Below are 18,032 nucleotides of genomic sequence, written 5' to 3' on the forward strand. Positions count from 1 at the left end.
CGCCCTGGACAGCAGGGTGGAGGTACGAGTCGGCGAGCAGGACGAGTAGAACGGATGGGACCGATGGCCACGGAGTACGGACAGGGATACGGGCACCGGAACGGGCCCGGATTCCGCGGGGCGGGCGCCGATGAGCGGCGGCACCGTCTCCCGGCCCCGCTGCGGGCGCCGATCGAGGCCCGCAGCTGGCGTGAGTTCGGCTATGTGATGCTGAGCCTGCCGCTTGGGATCATCATGTTCACGTTCGCCGTCACGATGGTCTCGCTCGGCGCCGGCCTGCTGATCACCTTCCTGGGGATACCGGTACTCGCCGCCGCCCTCGCCGGCTGCCGTGGCTTCGGCGCGCTGGAACGGGCGCGGGCGCGCGGGCTGCTCGGCATCGAGGTGTCCGAGCCGGAGCCGCTGCGTGTGAAGAAGCACGGGGCGATGGCGTGGATGGGCGCGGTCCTCAAGAGCGGTGCGTCCTGGCGGCATCTGCTGTACGCGGTGCTCCAGTTCCCGTGGTCGGTGTTCTCCTTCGTGGTGGCGCTGAACTTCTGGGCGTACGGGTGGGCGCTGCTGACGTATCCGCTGTGGTTCTGGCTCTTCCCGATGTACGGCGGGCAGGGCGGGCTTCAGTTGTACGGCGACGGCACGCACTCCATCTACCTCGACAACCCGTTCGAGATCACGGTGACCGCGCTGGTGGGGCTGCTCTTCACGATGGCCACACCGTGGATCGTGCGGGGGTTGACGACCGTGGACCGGCTGATGGTGCACGGACTGCTCGGCCCGTCACGGCTGGCGACGCGGGTGGTGGAGCTGGAGTCCGACCGGGGGGTCGTGGTCGACCACGCCGCGGCTGACCTGCGGCGCATCGAACGCGATCTGCACGACGGGGCGCAGGCCCGCCTGGTCGCGCTGGCGATGGACCTGGGGCTGGCGAAGGAGAAGCTGACCGAGGATCCGCAGGCCGCGGCACGGATGGTCGACGAGGCGCACGGTGAGGTGAAGACAGCCTTGCAGGAGCTGCGGGATCTGGCCCGTGGGATCCATCCGGCGGTGCTCACCGACCGGGGTCTGGACGCCGCGCTGTCGGCGGTGGCCTCGCGGTGCACGGTGCCGGTGCGGGTCGAGGTGGATCTGCCGTCGCGGCCGGCGCCCGCGATCGAGGGGATCGCGTATTTCACGGTGTCCGAGCTGTTGCAGAACATCAGCAAGCACGCGCGGGCGGGCAGCGCGAGCGTGGATGTGTGGCGGGTCGAGGACCGGCTGATGATCCAGGTCTGCGACGACGGTGCGGGTGGGGCCGATGTCTCCGGGGGGTCGGGGCTGGCTGGGCTGGCGGAGCGGCTGGATGCGGTGGACGGGATTCTGGTGGTGGATTCGCCGGTGGGTGGGCCTACTCGGGTTACCGCGGAGCTGCCCTGGCGGGGGTGAGTCGGTGCGGCGGGCTGGGGTGGGAGGGTTTTCGCCCCCGCCGCCCCTACCCGTCCCATCCGTTCCTGGGGGCTGCGCCCCCAGACCCCCGCTATAAAGATTGCGCAGTTCCCCGCGCCCCTTTTAGGGGCGCGGGGAACTGCGCGAACGGCCCCCAACCACCCGCAGCCAAAGAAACCGGGGCGGGCGGGGGATCGGGGCGAAGCCCCGCCGAAGGGGCGCGGGGAACTGCGCGAGCAACCCCCACCGGCCCGCAGCCGACGAACCGGCCCACGGGGTCTGGGGCGGAGCCCCGGAAGGATGGGACGGGTAGGGGCGGCGGGGGCGAAAGAAGGCCCTCCTCCCCGCTCTACGACATCCTCAGCACCGCCGGTGATCGTTATCGGTCGTATGGCGGCCGAAACCGGGAGTTGTGTCCGCCCATTCCCGCTGCCCAGGCACAGGCCGGTGCGAATGCTGGAATGCTGGGGGCTTGACGTACTAGCGGGGACGAACCCGGCACTGGCCGGGAGTGGACCCGGGCCCGGCCGGGAAGTCTCGGTGCGGTCCGGGGACGGGCTCTGGGGGGCCGAGAATCGTGGAGGACAGGGTGCGGGTGGTCATCGCCGAGGATTCAGTGCTGCTCAGGGAGGGCCTGACCCGGTTGCTGACCGACCGTGGGCATGACGTCGTGGCCGGTGTCGGCGACGGCGACGCGCTGATCAAGACCATTACCGAGTTCGCGGCTCAGGACGCGCTGCCGGACGTCGTCGTCGCCGATGTGCGGATGCCGCCGACGCACACCGACGAGGGGGTCAGGGCGGCGGTGCAGCTGCGCAAGGCGCATCCCGGACTCGGTGTGCTCGTGCTGTCACAGTACGTGGAGGAGCAGTACGCCACCGAACTGCTGGCCGGTTCGAGCCGCGGCGTCGGCTATCTGCTCAAGGACCGGGTGGCCGAGGTGCGGGAGTTCGTGGACGCGGTGGTGCGGGTGGCCCAGGGGGGTACCGCGCTCGACCCGGAGGTCGTGGCGCAGCTGCTCGGCCGCAGCCGCAAGCAGGACGTGCTCGCGGGACTCACCCCGCGGGAGAGGGAGGTCCTGGGACTGATGGCCGAGGGGCGGACGAACTCGGCCGTCGCACGGCAGCTCGTGGTCAGCGACGGCGCGGTCGAGAAGCACGTCAGCAACATCTTCCTGAAGCTGGGCCTGTCTCCGAGTGACGGGGATCACCGGCGTGTTCTGGCGGTACTCACCTACCTGAACTCATGACCACCTGACACTGTGTCAGTTGTTGAGTGCGACTCGATGTGTCACGAGGAGCCTGGAACCAGCTAAACCCATCCAGGGCCCACCTAGAACCAAAGGATGAGCGGGGAGCGTCTTCCAAGGAAGGACCGGGGCGGGTAAATCATGACAAATCAGGGCGTCCGGCCGTCTCAAAATGGTGTCCATCATGCGAATGGCCGCAGGAAGGCGACCCTTACCGACGTAGGGTTGAAAAGGGAAGGGCCTGCGGGAAGGCCGCTCCCAGACAGCCGCCTCGAGGGAGGTCCAGTTCAGTGACGAGCCAGGTCAGTAGCCCAGCGGAGCACGCCGATGGAACCGTCGTAGGAGAACAGCGCAAACCGGCGGGGGCGAAAGACGTCCGCCGGCTCGACCGGGTGATCATCCGGTTCGCGGGTGACTCGGGTGACGGTATGCAGCTCACCGGTGATCGTTTCACCTCCGAGACGGCTTCCTTCGGAAACGACCTCTCGACCCTTCCCAACTTCCCCGCCGAGATCCGAGCGCCCGCAGGCACCCTGCCGGGCGTTTCGTCGTTCCAGCTGCATTTCGCGGACCACGACATCCTCACGCCCGGTGACGCGCCGAACGTCCTGGTCGCGATGAACCCGGCCGCCTTGAAGGCGAACATCGCGGATGTGCCGCGCGGCGCGGAGATCATCGTCAACACGGACGAGTTCACCAAACGGGCGATGTCGAAGGTCGGTTACGCCGCCAGTCCGCTGGAGGACGGATCGCTCGACGGCTACAGCGTCCATCCCGTCCCCCTCACGACGATGACGGTCGAGGCGCTGAAGGAGTTCTCGCTCTCCCGCAAGGAGGCCGAGCGCAGCAAGAACATGTTCGCGCTGGGTCTGCTGTCGTGGATGTACCACCGGCCCACCGAGGGCACCGAGAAGTTCCTTGAGACCAAGTTCGCCAGGAAGCCCGACATCGCGGCCGCGAACATCGCCGCGTTCCGGGCGGGCTGGAACTTCGGTGAGACCACCGAGGACTTCGCCGTCTCCTACGAGGTCGCTCCGGCCGCCCACACCTTCCCGACCGGCACCTACCGCAACATCTCCGGGAATCTGGCGCTGTCGTACGGTCTGATCGCGGCCTCCCGGCAGGCGGATCTGCCGCTCTACCTGGGCTCGTACCCGATCACGCCGGCCTCCGACATCCTGCACGAGCTCAGCAAGCACAAGAACTTCGGCGTACGCACCTTCCAGGCCGAGGACGAGATCGCGGGCATCGGCGCCGCCCTGGGCGCGGCGTTCGGCGGCTCGCTCGGCGTCACCACCACCTCCGGCCCCGGCGTGGCGCTGAAGTCGGAGACCGTCGGGCTCGCCGTCTCGCTCGAACTGCCGCTGCTCGTCATCGACATCCAGCGCGGCGGCCCCTCGACCGGTCTGCCGACCAAGACCGAGCAGGCGGACCTGCTGCAAGCGATGTTCGGGCGCAATGGCGAAGCGCCGGTGCCCATCGTGGCTCCTCGCACCCCGGCCGACTGCTTCGACGCCGCCATCGAGGCCGCCCGGATCGCGCTGACGTACCGCACGCCCGTCCTGCTGCTCTCGGACGGCTACCTGGCCAACGGCAGCGAGCCGTGGCGTATCCCCGACACCGACGAACTCCCGGACCTGCGCGTGCAGTTCGCCCAGGGACCCAACCACACCCTGGACGACGGCACCGAGGTGTTCTGGCCCTACAAGCGCGACCCGCAGACCCTCGCCCGCCCCTGGGCCATCCCCGGCACACCCGGCCTGGAACACCGCATCGGCGGCATCGAGAAGCAGGACGGCTCCGGCAACATCTCCTACGACCCCGCCAACCACGACTTCATGGTCCGCACCCGCCAGGCCAAGATCGACGGCATCGACGTCCCCGACATCGAGGTCGACGACCCCTCCGACGAGGCCACCACCCTCGTCCTGGGCTGGGGCTCCACCTACGGACCCATCACCGCCGCCGTACGCCGCCTGCGCACCGCCGGGGAGAACATCGCGCAGGCCCATCTGCGCCACCTCAACCCCTTCCCGCGGAATCTGGGCACCGTGCTGAGGCGTTACGACAAGGTGGTGATCCCCGAGATGAACCTCGGCCAGCTCGCCACCCTCATCCGGGCGAAGTACCTGGTGGACGCGCACTCGTACAACCAGGTCAACGGCATGCCGTTCAAGGCCGAACAACTCGCCACGGCTCTCAAGGAGGCCATCGATGGCTGAGACGTCCACGGAAGGCACGGGCACGATCGAGGCGCTCTCTCTCGTTCCCAAGGCCGAGGCCAGGCAGTCCATGAAGGACTTCAAGTCCGATCAGGAAGTGCGCTGGTGCCCCGGCTGCGGTGACTACGCGATCCTCGCGGCGGTCCAGGGCTTCATGCCCGAGCTGGGCCTGGCCAAGGAGAACATCGTCTTTGTCTCGGGCATCGGCTGCTCGTCGCGCTTCCCGTACTACATGAACACCTACGGCATGCACTCCATCCACGGCCGCGCACCCGCGATCGCGACCGGACTGGCCTCCAGCCGCCGGGACTTGAGCGTGTGGGTCGTCACGGGTGACGGCGACGCGCTGTCGATCGGCGGCAACCACCTCATTCACGCCCTGCGCCGCAACGTCAATCTGAAGATCCTGCTCTTCAACAACCGGATCTACGGCCTCACCAAGGGCCAGTACTCCCCCACCTCCGAGGTCGGCAAGATCACCAAGTCGACGCCGATGGGTTCGCTGGACGCGCCCTTCAACCCGGTGTCCCTGGCGATCGGCGCGGAGGCGTCCTTCGTCGCCCGGACGATCGACTCCGACCGGCAGCACCTCACCGGCGTACTGCGCGAAGCCGCCGCCCACCCCGGCACGGCACTGGTGGAGATCTACCAGAACTGCAACATCTTCAACGACGGCGCCTTCGACGCACTGAAGGACAAGCAGCAGGCCGAGGAAGCCGTCATCCGCCTCCACCACGGACAGCCGATCCGCTTCGGGCCGGACGGCGCGCGCGGTGTCGTACGGGATCAGCGCACCGGCGATCTGAAGGTCGTCACCGTCACGCCGGACAACGAGTCCCAGATCCTGGTCCACGACGCCCACTCCGCGTCCCCGACCACCGCCTTCGCGCTCAGCAGGCTCGCCGACCCCGACACCCTGCATCACACACCGATCGGCGTGTTCCGCTCCGTGGACCGGCCGGTCTACGACACACAGATGACCGACCAGCTGGACACGGCCATCGAGCAGAACGGCAAGGGCGACCTGGCCGCGCTGCTCGCCGGCGGCGACTCCTGGACGGTCGTCGGCTGAGTCCGCCGAGTCCGTCGAGTCCGTCGAGTCCGTCGAGTCCGTCGAGTCCGTCGACGGTTTACGAGGCCCGGGCCCTGACTGCCCGGGCCTCGTCGTATGTCCGGCGGGCCTTCTCCACGTCGGTCATGCGCTCACTGGTCCACAGGGCCAGCCCGCGGACCTGTTCGGCAGCCTCGCGGCCCAGGTCGGTGAGGGAGTAGTCGACGCGTGGCGGGATCACGGGCTTGGCGTCACGATGGACGAGACCGTCGCGCTCCAGGGTCTGGAGGGTCTGGGTGAGCATCTTCTCGCTGACGCGGCCGATGGCGCGGCGCAGCTCGCTGAAGCGGTAGGAGCGGTCCAGGAGCTCGATCAGGACGAGGACACCCCAGCGGCTGGTCACGTGCTCCAGGACCAGGCGGTATGGGCACATGGCCTCGCCGGTGTCGTACTTGCTCGACTCGCCTGACTCGCCCGACTCGCTCGCGGCTGAGGTGTCGGCTGCCGCTGCCGTACTTACGGTCATGCCAGTACCTTACTTCAAAGTGGGTACTTTCGTAGAGTTAGCGCACCTCCTATGGTTAGTGGCAGACCACCCCACAAGGAGTTCACTCATGAGCATCGTCGTCACCGGAGCCACCGGACACCTCGGCCATCACGTCGTCGAGCAGCTGCTGGAGAAGGTCCCGGCCGACCAGATCACCGCCGTCGTCCGCGCCAAGGAGAAGGCCGCCGACTTCGCGGCCCGCGGTGTGAAGCTCGCGGTCGCCGACTACAACACCCCCGAGACGTTCGACGGCCTCTTCGCCGCCGGCGACAAGGTGCTGCTGATCTCCGGCAACGAGTTCGACAAGGGCCGCGTCGGCCAGCACCAGGTCGTCCTCGACGCCGCCAAGGCCGCCGGGGTCGCGCTCTTCGCGTACACCAGCGCCCCGGGCAGCCTGACGGCCGCCCTCGCCGACGACCACCGGGGCACCGAGCAGGCGATCGTCGCGTCCGGTGTGCCCTACGCCCTGCTCCGCAACGGCTGGTACAACGAGAACTACACCGAGAACCTCGCCCCCGTCCTCGAGTACGGCGCCGTCACCCAGGCCGCCGGTGACGGCAAGGTCGCCTCCGCCTCGCGCGCCGACTACGCGGCCGCCGCCGTCGCCGTACTCACCGGCGAGGGCCACGAGAACACGACGTACGAGCTGAGCGGCGACACCGCGTGGAGCTTCGCCGAGTACGCCGCCGCGGTGGCCGAGTACTCCGGCAAGGAGATCGCCTACAACGCCGTCCCCGTCGAGGTCTACACCGGCATCCTGACCGGCGCCGGGCTGCCCGGGCCGCTCGCCGCGATTCTCGCGGGCGTGGACGTGTCCATCGAGAACGGCGAGCTGGCCGGCACCCCCGGTGACCTGTCCCGGCTGTCCGGCCGTCCGACCACGCCGATCACCGAGTCGATCGCGGCGGCACTGAAGGGCTGACTCCCCCTCGGGCCCTGGGCGCCGCCTTCCCCACCCCTGCCTGTCATGACCGTATGGCGATACGGGCATGACAGGCAGGGGTGCTCGGCGCTACCTTCTTCCGTGCCGCTCCGCACCACGGGAGCGGCCGTGTGACGAGAAGGAGGCGCCGGTGGCCGGAAAGCCGAAGGGCGAGCAGCACATAGGTCTGCTGAACGGCTTCGCCGCATACGGCATGTGGGGACTCGTCCCTCTCTTCTGGCCCCTGATGAAACCCTCCGGCGCGGTCGAGATCCTCGCCCACCGGATGGTGTGGTCCCTCGTCGTCGTCGGCGCCGTGCTGCTGGTGATGCGGCGCTGGGCCTGGGCGGGCGAGCTGCTGCGTCAGCCGCGCAAACTCGGCCTCGTGGCGATCGCGGCGACGGTCATCACCGTCAACTGGGGCGTCTACATCTGGTCCGTGAACAGCGGACACGTGGTCGAGGCGTCCCTCGGCTACTTCATCAATCCGCTCGTCACCATCGCGCTGGGTGTGCTGCTTCTGAAGGAACGGCTGCGGCCGGTGCAGTGGGCGGCGGTCGGTGTCTGTTTCGCCGCGGTCGGTGTTCTGACGATCGGATACGGCCGTCCGCCGTGGATCTCTCTCTGCCTCGCCTTCTCCTTCGGCACCTACGGGCTGGTGAAGAAGAAGGTCAACCTCGGCGGTATCGAGTCGCTCGCCGCCGAGACGGCGATTCAGTTCCTGCCCGCGCTGGCCTATCTGCTGTGGCTGGGGGCGAAGGGGGAGGCGACCTTCGCTACGGAGGGGGTGGGGCATGCGGCGCTGCTCGCGGCGACGGGGGTGGTGACCGCGCTTCCGCTGGTCTGCTTCGGTGCGGCGGCGATCAGGGTGCCGTTGTCCACGCTGGGGCTCCTCCAATACCTGGCCCCCGTCTTCCAGTTCCTCCTCGGCATCCTCTACTTCCACGAGGCCATGCCGCCCGAGCGCTGGGCCGGGTTCGCGCTGGTCTGGGTCGCGTTGTCGCTGCTCACGTTTGACGCGTTGCGTGCCGCGCGGCGGGGGGCTCGTGCGCTGCGCGCCTCGACCAACGCCTCCGCCTCAGCCTCCGGCGCCGGCGACACGGTGAGCCCGGCGCGGGAGCCCGCGTAGGGTTTTCGCCCCCGCCGCCCCTACCCGTCCCATCCTTCTGGGGCTCCGCCCCAGACCCCGTGGGCCGGTTCTTTGGCTGCGGTGGGTGGGGGCTGGCCTAAAAGATTGCGCAGTTCCCCGCGCCCCTTTTTAGGGGCGCGGGGAACTGCGCAATCTTTTGGGGGTCTGGGGGCGGAGCCCCCAGGGATGGGACGGGTAGGGGCGGCGGGGGCGAGAAACGTGCGGCCTGTTCAGCGGGTTGGGCCTCTGGACGCGGCCGGTGCCGGCGGCGAAGGGGGTCTACGGGGCAACTCCCTTGCCGCGGAGGAGTGTTCCGCGGTGAGGGCGTGTGCGGCCGCCGGCGTGGAGCCCGAGCGCAGGCGGGCCGCCACGGACGTCGGCATGCGCGCGCCGGCGGCGACATCGGCCGCGACGTGGGAGCGCAGGGCGCCGACACGGGCCAGGTGATGCTGCAACTGGTCCGGGGTGAGCGCCTCGACGTGGACGTTCACCGCGGACCGTACGGCGGCCGGGTGTGTGGGGAGGGGAGCGGCACCCTGGGCGGTGACGCGAGTGCGCGGGCGGCCGTCGCGGTCGGTTCCGCCGGGCCGGACCGTGCGCCAGCTCATCGTGCCGGTCAGCTCGTTGACGTACACCTCGGTGCGCGGGCGCGGCGCACCTGCTCGCGGTGAGCGGCGGCGCGCGGCGGCGGCCCGGTCGCGGTCGTCACTGGCCATGGGCGCGCGGGCTCTGGGTGTAGGGGTTGTCCGCCAGGACGCGGGCGCGTTCGGCGAGGCGGCCCATGCGGGTGCGGGCCGATTCGAGCTGCTCGATGTCGTCGGCGGCGGGGCCTCCGTCGGCCGTGAGCTCGGTCCACACGCCGATCAGGTCGCGTCCGAGGTGCAGCCCCTGCAAGGGGTCGCGGACGGCGCGCCAGGCCGCGGCCGCGCTCTGTACGTTGCCGTACGCGGCGCGCGGGTCACGGTGGCGACGGCGGACCCTGGCGAGGTCGAGCGACAGGTGGAACGACCTGAGCGCGTCACCGGCCAAGTAGGCGATGTACGCGGTCAGTTCGCGCAGCTTCAGCACCTCCTGGTGCTCCTCGCCCAGCGACTGCGCCGCCTCCGCGACGGCTCGCTCCGCCATCCCCGCGGCCGCTTCGATCCGGCCCATCTTCACGGCCTCGTTGATCCGCGCCACGGGCTCCACGAGGAACGCAGCCGCGCCCTCGCCCTCTCCCTCCGGAGCCGTACTCGGCGCCAGCACCGCCTCGGCGACGGCGTCGAAGCCCCGCACCGGAGCGGGCTTCGGCTCCGGCTCGGGCTCCATCAAGGACATGGCCTCCATCGCGGAGACCGACTTCCGCACGGGAGCGGGCTCGGCCACCGGAGCCGGCCCGAACTCCCCCGTCGGCGCCGCCACGACCCCGGCCGCCGACTCCGGTACCGCCCGCAGCACATGCGTCGCCGCGGCCCCGGGCAGCGGCTTGGGCTCCGGCACCGCCCGGAGGACGAAGGTCGACGGGGTGGGGGTGGAAGGCGGAGTGGGGGATGGAGTCGGGGACGGAGTGGGGGTGGGCGTGGGCGTGCTGGGCCCGGGGGAACGTACGGGTTCGGGTGCCGGAACGGCGGACGCCGCGGGCCTCGCCGGCATCGGCATCGGCGTCTGCACCGGCTCGGGCTCCGGCGTGGGCGTAGGTGCGGGCGCGGGCTCCGGCCTCGCGACAGGCGCAGGTGCGGGCGCGACCGCCGGCTCCGGTGTCGGCTCCGGTACCGCTCGCAGCACGTACGTCGCCTTGTCCCGACGCGGAACCGGCGGAGTTTCGGGTGCCGCGGGCGCTCCGGTCGCCGGCTCCTCCTGTGCCCGCGCAGCGGATACGGGAGCCGGCGGAACCGGTGCGGACGGCGGCGCCGGCGGCTGCGGCTGCGGCTGCTGGACCTGGCGTCGCGGCTGTGGCTGTGGCTGCGCCTCCCCCGTACTCCCCACGGCCGAAGTGCCCGTCCCCGCCCCCGCGCCCACTCGCACCGGCTCCCCGGCATACCGGCTGGAGCCGTCGACGTACACCTGGAGCGGTACGACGAAGCCGATGCATTCGTCGTGGATGGTGGCGAGGACGGGGTGGCCGGTGGCGAGGGCGAGGCGGTGGAGGTAGTTCAGGACGGCGGCCTGGACCGTCTCACCGGGGGCGGCCACGACCGGCATCCCGCCGACCGTGGCACCCCCCGCCGTCCCGGCTGTGGGCGCCGGCACATGCACCTCGATGGGTGTCACCCCGGCGGCCTGTTGCCCCCTGGGCACGGCACCGGCCGAGCGCTGCCGCTTGAGTTCCCGCTTCTGTTCGCGGCTGAGTCGAGACATCGGTTCCCTCACTCGGGGTGATCAGGGGAGGAAGGGGTGGACGGAGAGGAAGGAGAGGAAGACGGGGACGGCGGGACCGCGGCCTCCACCGCCGTCACCTCCGCCACGTGCCACGGCTCGCCGCGGCCCGTTCGCGTCAGCTTGAGGAAGACGTTGGCGCGCGGACCCGTGCCCGTCCAGCCGTCGCGGCCGTGGGCCGAGCCCTCGACGAAGAGGGCGCGGTAGGCCAGGACGGCCGTGTCGGTGGGGCCGTCGCCGTCGTCGTCCGAGGTCACGTCCACCGTGGTCCACGCCTTGTGGCCGGCCCAGGTGTTCCAGTCGTCGCCCGCCCCGCTCGCGGGCCGGTACGACCGCTCGGCGGCGGCCTTCTTCGCCGTGAACCAGCGCGCCGAGCGCAGCACGGCGTCGTGCGGACCAGAGTCGTACTTCGTGTCGTAGCCGTACGCCACTTCCGCCCACGCCTCCGACACCTCCGTCGCATCCGTCCCGTCGACACCCGACGGGCTCGGCACCTGTGCGTCCGCGCCCAGCGGCTTCCCCGAGGGGAGCGGTGCCTTGGGCGCGACCGACGGCACCGCGGAGGGCGACGAACCGGCGGCGCCCACGGACTCACCCTGGTCCCGCAGACCACAGCCCGTCAACGCCAGCAGCCCCGTGACGGACACGACCACGGCGATGATCGTCCTCGTACGCATCCTCGCCTCCCTCCTCACTTCAGCCCCAGCCAGGGTGCCGGATCCACGTACTTGCCGTTCTGCATGACCTCGAAGTGCGCGTGCGGTCCGGTCGAGTAGCCGGTGGAGCCCACCGCGCCGACCTGCTGCCCGACCTTCACCTTCTGACCGACACTGACGTTGATGGCGGACATGTGGTTGTACGTCGTCGAGATCTGGTCGCCATTGATGGTTCCGTGGGAGATGACCACACGGTTGCCGTAGCCGTTGGACCAGCCGGCCGAGGTGACCGTGCCGTCCCGGGCCGCCTTGAACGGCGTACCGGCCGCGGCGCCGAAGTCGATGCCGGTGTGCAGCTTGTAGACGTGCAGGATCGGGTGCATGCGCATGCCGTACGGCGAGGTGACGGGCGGGTTGCCGGCGATCGGCATCGCCATTTGCTGCCCGGCCGGGATGTTGCCCGGCGCGTCGTCGACCGACTCGTACTTGGATATCAGCGACTTGATCCGGGCGACGTAGGCCTGGGTCTCCTGGTACGGCGGCATGCCGTGGTACTGCTGCACCGCGCCCGGGCCCGCGTTGTACGCCGCGAGCGCCAGGTCGAGGGTCTCGCCCGACGCCTGGCCGCGGTCCTTGTAGCCCTGGACCTGCTTGGCGAGGGCGCAGTCGTAACGGCCCTGGGCCATGATCGCGTCCCCTGGGTCGTACGGGGATATTCGGCCGTTGCCGTCGTCGTCCCGGCCCCAGGTCGTCCAGGTACCGGGCATGAACTGCGACAACCCCTCGGCGCCGACCGGCGATTGGGCGTTGGGGTTCCAGCCCGACTCCGCCTCGATCTGCGCGGCGATGACGGCCGGCTTGATGACGTCGCAGATCCCGCCCGCCTTCAGGACCCAGGGCACGTACTGCGCCGGCACCTCGCCCTCCTTGAGGCCGCCGCCGACGCCGTTTCCCTGGCCGTCGGCCGCGGCGCCCTGCGATCCGCCGCTCACCGCGACCATCATGATCACCGGCATGAGCACAGCGGCCACGCAGCCGCCGACCACCCAGCCCATGCTTCCGCCCCCGTTGGACATCGGCTCCCCTCAGCCTCAAGATCCGTTCGTATGTTCCTCGTTGAGTCTCTCGGCTCACACCCGCTTCCTGCGTCACTGCGGCGTCACAGGCTCGTCCCAGGAACTCACGCCCCGTTACCGAATCCGTCCGTGCGCCGTGAAGATCGGTGAGCCGACGACGAAGGGAAGTGGCCATGCAGGCGACACGAGGAGCGCGCGGTGCGCAGGGATTCGCGCAACAGAGCGCGCGGGGGCAGGAGATGGGACCCGAGGCGGGGCACGGGGTCGGGCACGACGCCGGGCCCGAGATATGGATACGCGGGCCGGTGATCGGCGACGAGCCGGAGCCACAGCCGGACGACCCCGGCCAACTGATGGTGACGGCACGGCAGTTCGCGTGGGTCGCCACGCACGGCGGAGCCGGCGCCTCGACGCTCGCCGCCGTCTTCGGGGGCCATGACGCCGGCCGCAACTGGCCCCGGCCCGACCAGGGCGAGCCCGGATCGGTCCTCCTCGTCGGACGGACGCACGCCGCGGGACTGGAGGCCGTGTCACACACCCTGGACATCTTCCGGCGCGGCGACGCGCCTCCGGGACTCGACCTCGACGCCATCGTGCTGGTCGCGGACGCGCCCGGGCGGCTGCCCCGCCCACTCGCCCAGCGCATCAAGGTGATCGCCTCGGTGATCGACGTCTACCGAGTGCCGTGGGTGCCCGCGTGGCGCACCGGCGACCTCGCCGCCGAACCGCCGCGCGAGTGCGCCCAGTTGGCCCGACTGACCGGGAGCCCGGCCCCCCTGCCCACAAGGAGGGGCAACCGATGAGCATGCTGCACATGGCAAACGCCGTACTGGACACACCTCTCAGCACAACGCTCGCCGCCCCCGGCGCCAAGGTGACCGGCCCGTTGAACACGGTGCTGAACTGGATCGCCTGGATGGTCACGGCGGCGGGGGTCGCCGGTCTGCTGATCGTGGGCACTCGGATGGCGATCGCCGTGCGGACCGGTGACGCCGAGGAGCATCTGAGCCAGTTCCTGATGGTGATGGGCGCCTGTGTGATCGGCGCGACGGCCGGACCGATCGTGTCCACCGTCATGCCCTGGCTCTGACCCCGCGTCCCACCCGGGACCTGATCCCGCGTCCCGCCCACGACCTGATCCCGCGTCCCGTCCCGCCCAGGACCTGATCCCACGTCAGCCTCCGGCCCGGAAGCAGGACCTGATCCGTTGTCATGCCCCGGCTCTGACACCCCCTGACGTGACGAGACCTTCCCGTCTGTCACGGACACGTCACCGACCGGTGCTGGATCACTACATCGCTTGGCTCAACCTCACAGGAGTCGCCAAGCTCACTGTGCAGCCGGGAACCCGGGCGTCACATCCGCCCTCCACCGGCAATCGCCTCTCACTAGGCGTCCTTCGCAACGACCGCTCACAGCACGCACGACGTCGGCCGGCAGCCGACCACATCGGGGAGTAGCCATGTTCAAGGCGATAGCAGCCAAGGCCCACCAGCACCTCTACCTGGCGGACGGAACGGTCCCCAACCCCACGAAGGACGCGCCCGAGGCGCTGACCGGCAAGGTCGACACCGTCCTCGGCATCCTCGCCTGGGCCGGCACCGCGGCCGGCGTCGCGGGCGTCCTGATCACCGGCGCCATGATGGCGATCTCCATGCGCCGCGGCGAGGGCTCGGAGCACATGGGCCGCCTCGGCATGGTCCTCGGCGGCTGTGTCCTGGTCGCCACCGCGGGCCCCGTCGTCACCTTCGTCTTCGCCTGACCCACGCCCCGTACGCGTCCACTGATTCGAAGGGAGCACAAGCATGCTGAACTCCGGCCGGTCCCGCGGGGGCAGCGGGGAGTGGGAGCAGCCGTTCTGGCAGCAGCGAGGCTGGATCCTCTCGGCCGGGTTCCTGCTGGTGCTGCTCGTCCTCGCCGTCTTCACGATGGTGACCCACGACGACAAGCCGGCGGGCGCCGCGGCGGACCCCACCCCGACGGCGACCGCCACGAAGGGCGACGACAACGGCGGCAGCAACGGCAGCGGCAGCGGGTCGGACACCCGGCCCGCCGGCTGCCGCACCGACGACAAGGACCAGGCCAAGCCGGCCAAGGTTCCCTCGGACTTCCACTGGAAGGCGGACGGCACCGGTCTGGTGCCCGTGTCCAAGACCATCGGTCCGCTCAAGTACGACGGCCCCGTGTGGTCCTGCTACGCGCACACGCCGATGGGTGCGGTGCTCGCCGCCCACTCCATCACCGACCACCTCAGCTATCCGGGCTGGCGCACGGTCGTCGACCGCCAGGTCGTGCCCGGTGCGGGCCGGGACGCCCTGATCGCCAGCCGCTCCCAGGAAGACGACAAGCCCACCTCGGGCAAGGCCGACGCGGGAGGCTACGCCGGCTTCTCCGTCCTCGCGTACGACAAGGAAGAGGCAACCGTCATGCTCCTGCTCCGCGGCCCCAGCGCCGGTTACGGCACCGTCTCGGTGAGCGTGCGCTGGCAGGACGGCGACTGGAAGCTCGCGCCCGACACGGACGGCACGGTCTACGCGGGGATGGCCCAGGTCTCGGGCACCAAGGGCTTCGTCACCTGGGAGGCGTGAGATGGCCTGCACCTGGAAGGCCTACGACTGCATAGGCGCCGGCTTCAACTGGATCGTCGGAGGCACCGGTGAGGCGCTGGCCGCCGGCGCCGTCGAAACCTTCGCCAAGGCGATCGGCGAGGCCGCGTCGCAGGTCCTCAAGGCACTCAACGGCGTATGGATGAGCGTCAGTCCGGGCGATCCGACCAATCCCGTCGCGGACATCCAGGGCGAGACCAGCTGGCTGGTGGCGTATGTCGCCGTGGCCTCCCTGCTGGTCGCGGCGATACGGATGGCCATCGACCGCAAGGGCCAGACCATGCGGCAGGCCTTCAACGGGATGTGGAAGGTCATCCTCGTCGCAGGGGTGGCGACGACCGGCGTCAAACTGCTCAGCGACGCGTCGGACGCGTACGCGCAGGAGGTCTATCAGAAGGCGAACCTCGGCGAGACGGCGGACAAGATCCTCGGCGTCATGGTCCTGGACTCACCGGGGCTCGTGCTCATCTTCGGTCTGCTGGTGATGCTGTCGAGCTTCGTGCAGATCTGCCTGATGTACATCCGCATCGGCGTACTGATCATGCTCGTCGGCACCCTGCCGCTGGCCGCCGTCTCCTCCATGACCGGGTGGGGCGAGGGCTGGTGGAAGAAACACATCGGCTGGCTCGCGGCCTGGCTCCTCTACAAACCGGCGGCCGCGCTGATCATCTACTCGGCGACGGCGATGACCAACAGTGCCAAGGGCCAGACGAACGACGCCGGGAACCTCAACCAGACCATCGCGGGCATGGGCATGCTGATCCTCTCGGTCTTCGCACTGCCCGCCCTGCTGAAGCTGATCGTGCCGGCCACCGCCGCACTGGGCGGCACGTCCGGCGGCACGGTCACCATGAACGCTGTCAGCAACGTCGCCAGCGGCGCCGTCAACATCGCCGCGAACAGCAGCGGCGGAGGCGGAGGCGGTGGAGGCGGAGGCGGTCCGCAGGGCTCGCCCTCCGCGGGCGCCGGGGCTCCGGCCGGTGGCGCGGGCGGTGCCGGTGGCGGTGGCGCCGCGGGTGGCGCGGCCTCCGCGGGCGGTGCAGCCGCCGCGGGCGCGGCCACGGGTGGCGCGGCGCTCGCCGTGCAGGCCGCCGCGGTCGTCGTGCAGACCGGTATCCAGGCCGCTTCGGAAGTCACCCACTCCCTTGACGACAACGACGGGATGAAGGGCCACAACCAGTAGGCCCCGACAACAAGGAGGCCCGGTGGGCCTCCCGGGGCCCGGGGTCATCACCCCGGGCCCCACCACCCCCGCACGCCTGAAGCTTTGAGCCGGAAGAAGGAAACCCATGTCCACCGACGCCCTGACGCGTCCCACGTACGGAAACTGGCGCAGGCCCCGCCGTCCCGGCCTCGGCCCGCTGGGTCTGCTCGGCACCGTCGTCGCCTTCGGCGGACTCCTGGTGGCGCTGCTGGCCTCGCTGGTCTCGTTGGCGGCCGCGATCATCGTCCTGGTGCCGACCGGACTCTTCCTCGCCCCGCTGGCGCTGCGCACCGTCGACGGCCGCAACGTCTACCAGGTCCTCGCGATCCGCATCGGCTGGATGCGGCGCAAGGCGAACGGCTCGCACACCTACGTCTCGGGGCCGCTGTCCAGGCGTCCCGGTGGCCGCTACCAGCCGCCCGGCCTGCTCGCGCGCACCAAGATGTACGAGGGCCGCGACGCCTACAGCCGTACCTTCGGCGTGCTGCACCACCCGGGCCGCGGCCTCTACACGGTGGTGCTGGCCTGTGAGCCGGACGGCGGTTCGCTGGTCGACCCCCAGCAGATCGACATCTGGGTGGCGTCCTGGGGCGACTGGCTCGCGCGGCTCTCGCACGAGCCGGGGCTGCGCGGCGCCCAGGTGGTCGTCGAGACCGCCCCGGACACGGGTACGCGGCTGGCGTCCGAGGTCCTTCCGCGCATCACACCGGACGCCCCGGCCGCGGCCCGCGCCGTGATGGAGGAGGTCGTCGCGCGCTATCCGTCGGCGTCCTCGGAGATGCACACGTACATCGCGTTGACGTACGGCCCGACGGGCGGCCCCAAGCGCAACGTCGACGACATCATCACCGACCTGTCGATGCGGCTGCCGGGCCTGCTGTCCGGGCTGGTCGCGGCGGGCGGCGGCTCCGCCTATCCGCTCGCGGCGGACCGGCTCGCCGAGATCGTGCGGGTCGCCTACGACCCGGCGATCGCCCCGGACGTGCTCAGCGCCCGCGCCGAGCACGCGACCACCGGCCTGGAGTGGGACGACGCCGGCCCCGCGGCCGCGGTCGAGACCGTGACGTCGTACCGGCACGACTCGGGTGTCTCGCGCACCTGGATGCTGACGCTCGCGCCGCGCGGCACGGTCCGCTCCAGCGTCCTGCGCGGCCTGCTCGAACCCGCGTCGGGCACCCGGCGCAAGCGGGTCTCCCTCATCTACCGCCCCATCGACCCGGCGACCTCCGCCCGCATCGTGGAGTCCGACCGCCGTACCGCGCACTTCATGGCGGGCTCGCGGCGCGGGCTCGTCCAGGCGCGGGCCAGTTCGGAGATGCAGGCCGCCGAGCAGACGGCGGCCGAGGAGGCGGCGGGCGCCGGGCTCGTGGAGTTCTCCCTCATGGTGACGGTCACCGTCGACGACGAGGAGCAGCTGCAGGACGCGGGCATCGCCGTGCGCAACCTCCAGGCCTCGTCCCGCATCCAGATGCGCCCCGCAGACCGGATGCAGGCCTCGGCCTTCACCTGCACGCTGCCGGTCGGCCTGCTGCCGTGGGAGCACACCCTCGTTCCGTACCAGATCAGGGAGGCGCTGTGAGCGCGTCGAAGTCCGCG

Annotated in this window: 17 protein-coding genes; 12 read left to right on the forward strand and 5 right to left on the reverse strand. The window is 70.6% G+C overall.

The window, feature by feature from the left end:
• The first annotated feature begins 63 nt into the window (after positions 1-63).
• From OIC96_RS19290 to OIC96_RS19305, 4 genes are all read left to right on the forward strand, one after another.
• Positions 64-1,419, forward strand: coding sequence for a sensor histidine kinase (locus tag OIC96_RS19290; protein WP_330306658.1), 1,356 nt, complete (start codon positions 64-66; stop codon positions 1,417-1,419).
• A gap of 589 nt (positions 1,420-2,008) precedes the next feature.
• On the forward strand, positions 2,009-2,668 hold the full coding sequence (locus OIC96_RS19295; RefSeq protein ID WP_330310245.1) for a response regulator transcription factor: 660 nt from the start codon (positions 2,009-2,011) through the stop codon (positions 2,666-2,668).
• Between the two features lie 290 nt (positions 2,669-2,958).
• Positions 2,959-4,890 (forward strand): 2-oxoacid:acceptor oxidoreductase subunit alpha, encoded by a 1,932-nt coding sequence (locus OIC96_RS19300; protein ID WP_330306657.1) that lies wholly within the window; start codon positions 2,959-2,961, stop codon positions 4,888-4,890.
• Positions 4,883-5,962 carry a 2-oxoacid:ferredoxin oxidoreductase subunit beta gene (locus OIC96_RS19305; protein ID WP_330306656.1) on the forward strand — a complete coding sequence of 360 codons (1,080 nt, stop codon included), beginning with the start codon at positions 4,883-4,885 and terminating at the stop codon, positions 5,960-5,962. Before OIC96_RS19300 ends, OIC96_RS19305 begins: the two co-directional genes overlap by 8 nt.
• Before the next feature lie 58 nt (positions 5,963-6,020).
• Here OIC96_RS19305 and OIC96_RS19310 read toward each other — a convergent pair whose 3' ends face one another.
• Positions 6,021-6,374, reverse strand: a complete 354-nt coding sequence (locus OIC96_RS19310) for a winged helix-turn-helix transcriptional regulator (RefSeq protein WP_330310244.1) — start codon at positions 6,372-6,374, stop codon at positions 6,021-6,023.
• A gap of 181 nt (positions 6,375-6,555) precedes the next feature.
• Here OIC96_RS19310 and OIC96_RS19315 point away from each other — a divergent pair, with 181 nt between their 5' ends.
• Both OIC96_RS19315 and rarD read left to right on the forward strand, forming a co-directional pair.
• Positions 6,556-7,410 (forward strand): NAD(P)H-binding protein, encoded by an 855-nt coding sequence (locus tag OIC96_RS19315; RefSeq protein WP_330306655.1) that lies wholly within the window; start codon positions 6,556-6,558, stop codon positions 7,408-7,410.
• A 151-nt stretch (positions 7,411-7,561) separates the two neighbouring features.
• On the forward strand, positions 7,562-8,539 hold the full coding sequence (gene rarD / locus OIC96_RS19320) for an EamA family transporter RarD (RefSeq protein WP_330306654.1): 978 nt from the start codon (positions 7,562-7,564) through the stop codon (positions 8,537-8,539).
• Positions 8,540-8,769: 230 nt separating this feature from the next.
• Here rarD and OIC96_RS19325 read toward each other — a convergent pair whose 3' ends face one another.
• From OIC96_RS19325 to OIC96_RS19340, 4 genes are read right to left on the reverse strand one after another with little or no spacing between them, the layout of a single operon-like run.
• A complete protein-coding gene (locus OIC96_RS19325; RefSeq protein WP_330306653.1) occupies positions 8,770-9,255 on the reverse strand; it encodes a hypothetical protein in 486 nt (161 codons plus the stop codon).
• On the reverse strand, positions 9,245-10,876 hold the full coding sequence (locus OIC96_RS19330) for a hypothetical protein (protein ID WP_330306652.1): 1,632 nt from the start codon (positions 10,874-10,876) through the stop codon (positions 9,245-9,247). The genes OIC96_RS19325 and OIC96_RS19330 overlap by 11 nt, the downstream gene beginning before the upstream one ends.
• Positions 10,877-10,884: 8 nt before the next feature.
• On the reverse strand, positions 10,885-11,571 hold the full coding sequence (locus OIC96_RS19335; protein ID WP_330306651.1) for a hypothetical protein: 687 nt from the start codon (positions 11,569-11,571) through the stop codon (positions 10,885-10,887).
• A 14-nt stretch (positions 11,572-11,585) separates the two neighbouring features.
• Positions 11,586-12,626 carry a peptidoglycan DD-metalloendopeptidase family protein gene (locus OIC96_RS19340; protein WP_330306650.1) on the reverse strand — a complete coding sequence of 347 codons (1,041 nt, stop codon included), beginning with the start codon at positions 12,624-12,626 and terminating at the stop codon, positions 11,586-11,588.
• 239 nt (positions 12,627-12,865) lie between these two features.
• Here OIC96_RS19340 and OIC96_RS19345 point away from each other — a divergent pair, with 239 nt between their 5' ends.
• From OIC96_RS19345 to OIC96_RS19370, 6 genes are all read left to right on the forward strand, one after another.
• On the forward strand, positions 12,866-13,429 hold the full coding sequence (locus OIC96_RS19345) for a DUF6668 family protein (protein ID WP_330310243.1): 564 nt from the start codon (positions 12,866-12,868) through the stop codon (positions 13,427-13,429).
• Positions 13,426-13,716, forward strand: a complete 291-nt coding sequence (locus OIC96_RS19350) for a hypothetical protein (RefSeq protein ID WP_330306649.1) — start codon at positions 13,426-13,428, stop codon at positions 13,714-13,716. Before OIC96_RS19345 ends, OIC96_RS19350 begins: the two co-directional genes overlap by 4 nt.
• A gap of 372 nt (positions 13,717-14,088) precedes the next feature.
• Positions 14,089-14,388, forward strand: coding sequence for a hypothetical protein (locus OIC96_RS19355; RefSeq protein WP_330306648.1), 300 nt, complete (start codon positions 14,089-14,091; stop codon positions 14,386-14,388).
• 43 nt (positions 14,389-14,431) lie between these two features.
• Positions 14,432-15,214: a hypothetical protein gene (locus tag OIC96_RS19360; protein ID WP_330306647.1), complete on the forward strand. Its 783-nt coding sequence runs from the start codon at positions 14,432-14,434 to the stop codon at positions 15,212-15,214.
• Position 15,215: 1 nt separating this feature from the next.
• Positions 15,216-16,415: a hypothetical protein gene (locus tag OIC96_RS19365; protein ID WP_330306646.1), complete on the forward strand. Its 1,200-nt coding sequence runs from the start codon at positions 15,216-15,218 to the stop codon at positions 16,413-16,415.
• Positions 16,416-16,521: 106 nt separating this feature from the next.
• Entirely contained in the window at positions 16,522-18,015 is a 1,494-nt protein-coding gene (locus OIC96_RS19370; RefSeq protein ID WP_330306645.1) for an SCO6880 family protein, read from the forward strand.
• Positions 18,016-18,032: the final 17 nt, after the last annotated feature.

Source organism: Streptomyces sp. NBC_00775, from assembly GCF_036347135.1.
In the GTDB taxonomy this organism is placed as follows: domain Bacteria; phylum Actinomycetota; class Actinomycetes; order Streptomycetales; family Streptomycetaceae; genus Streptomyces; species Streptomyces lutosisoli.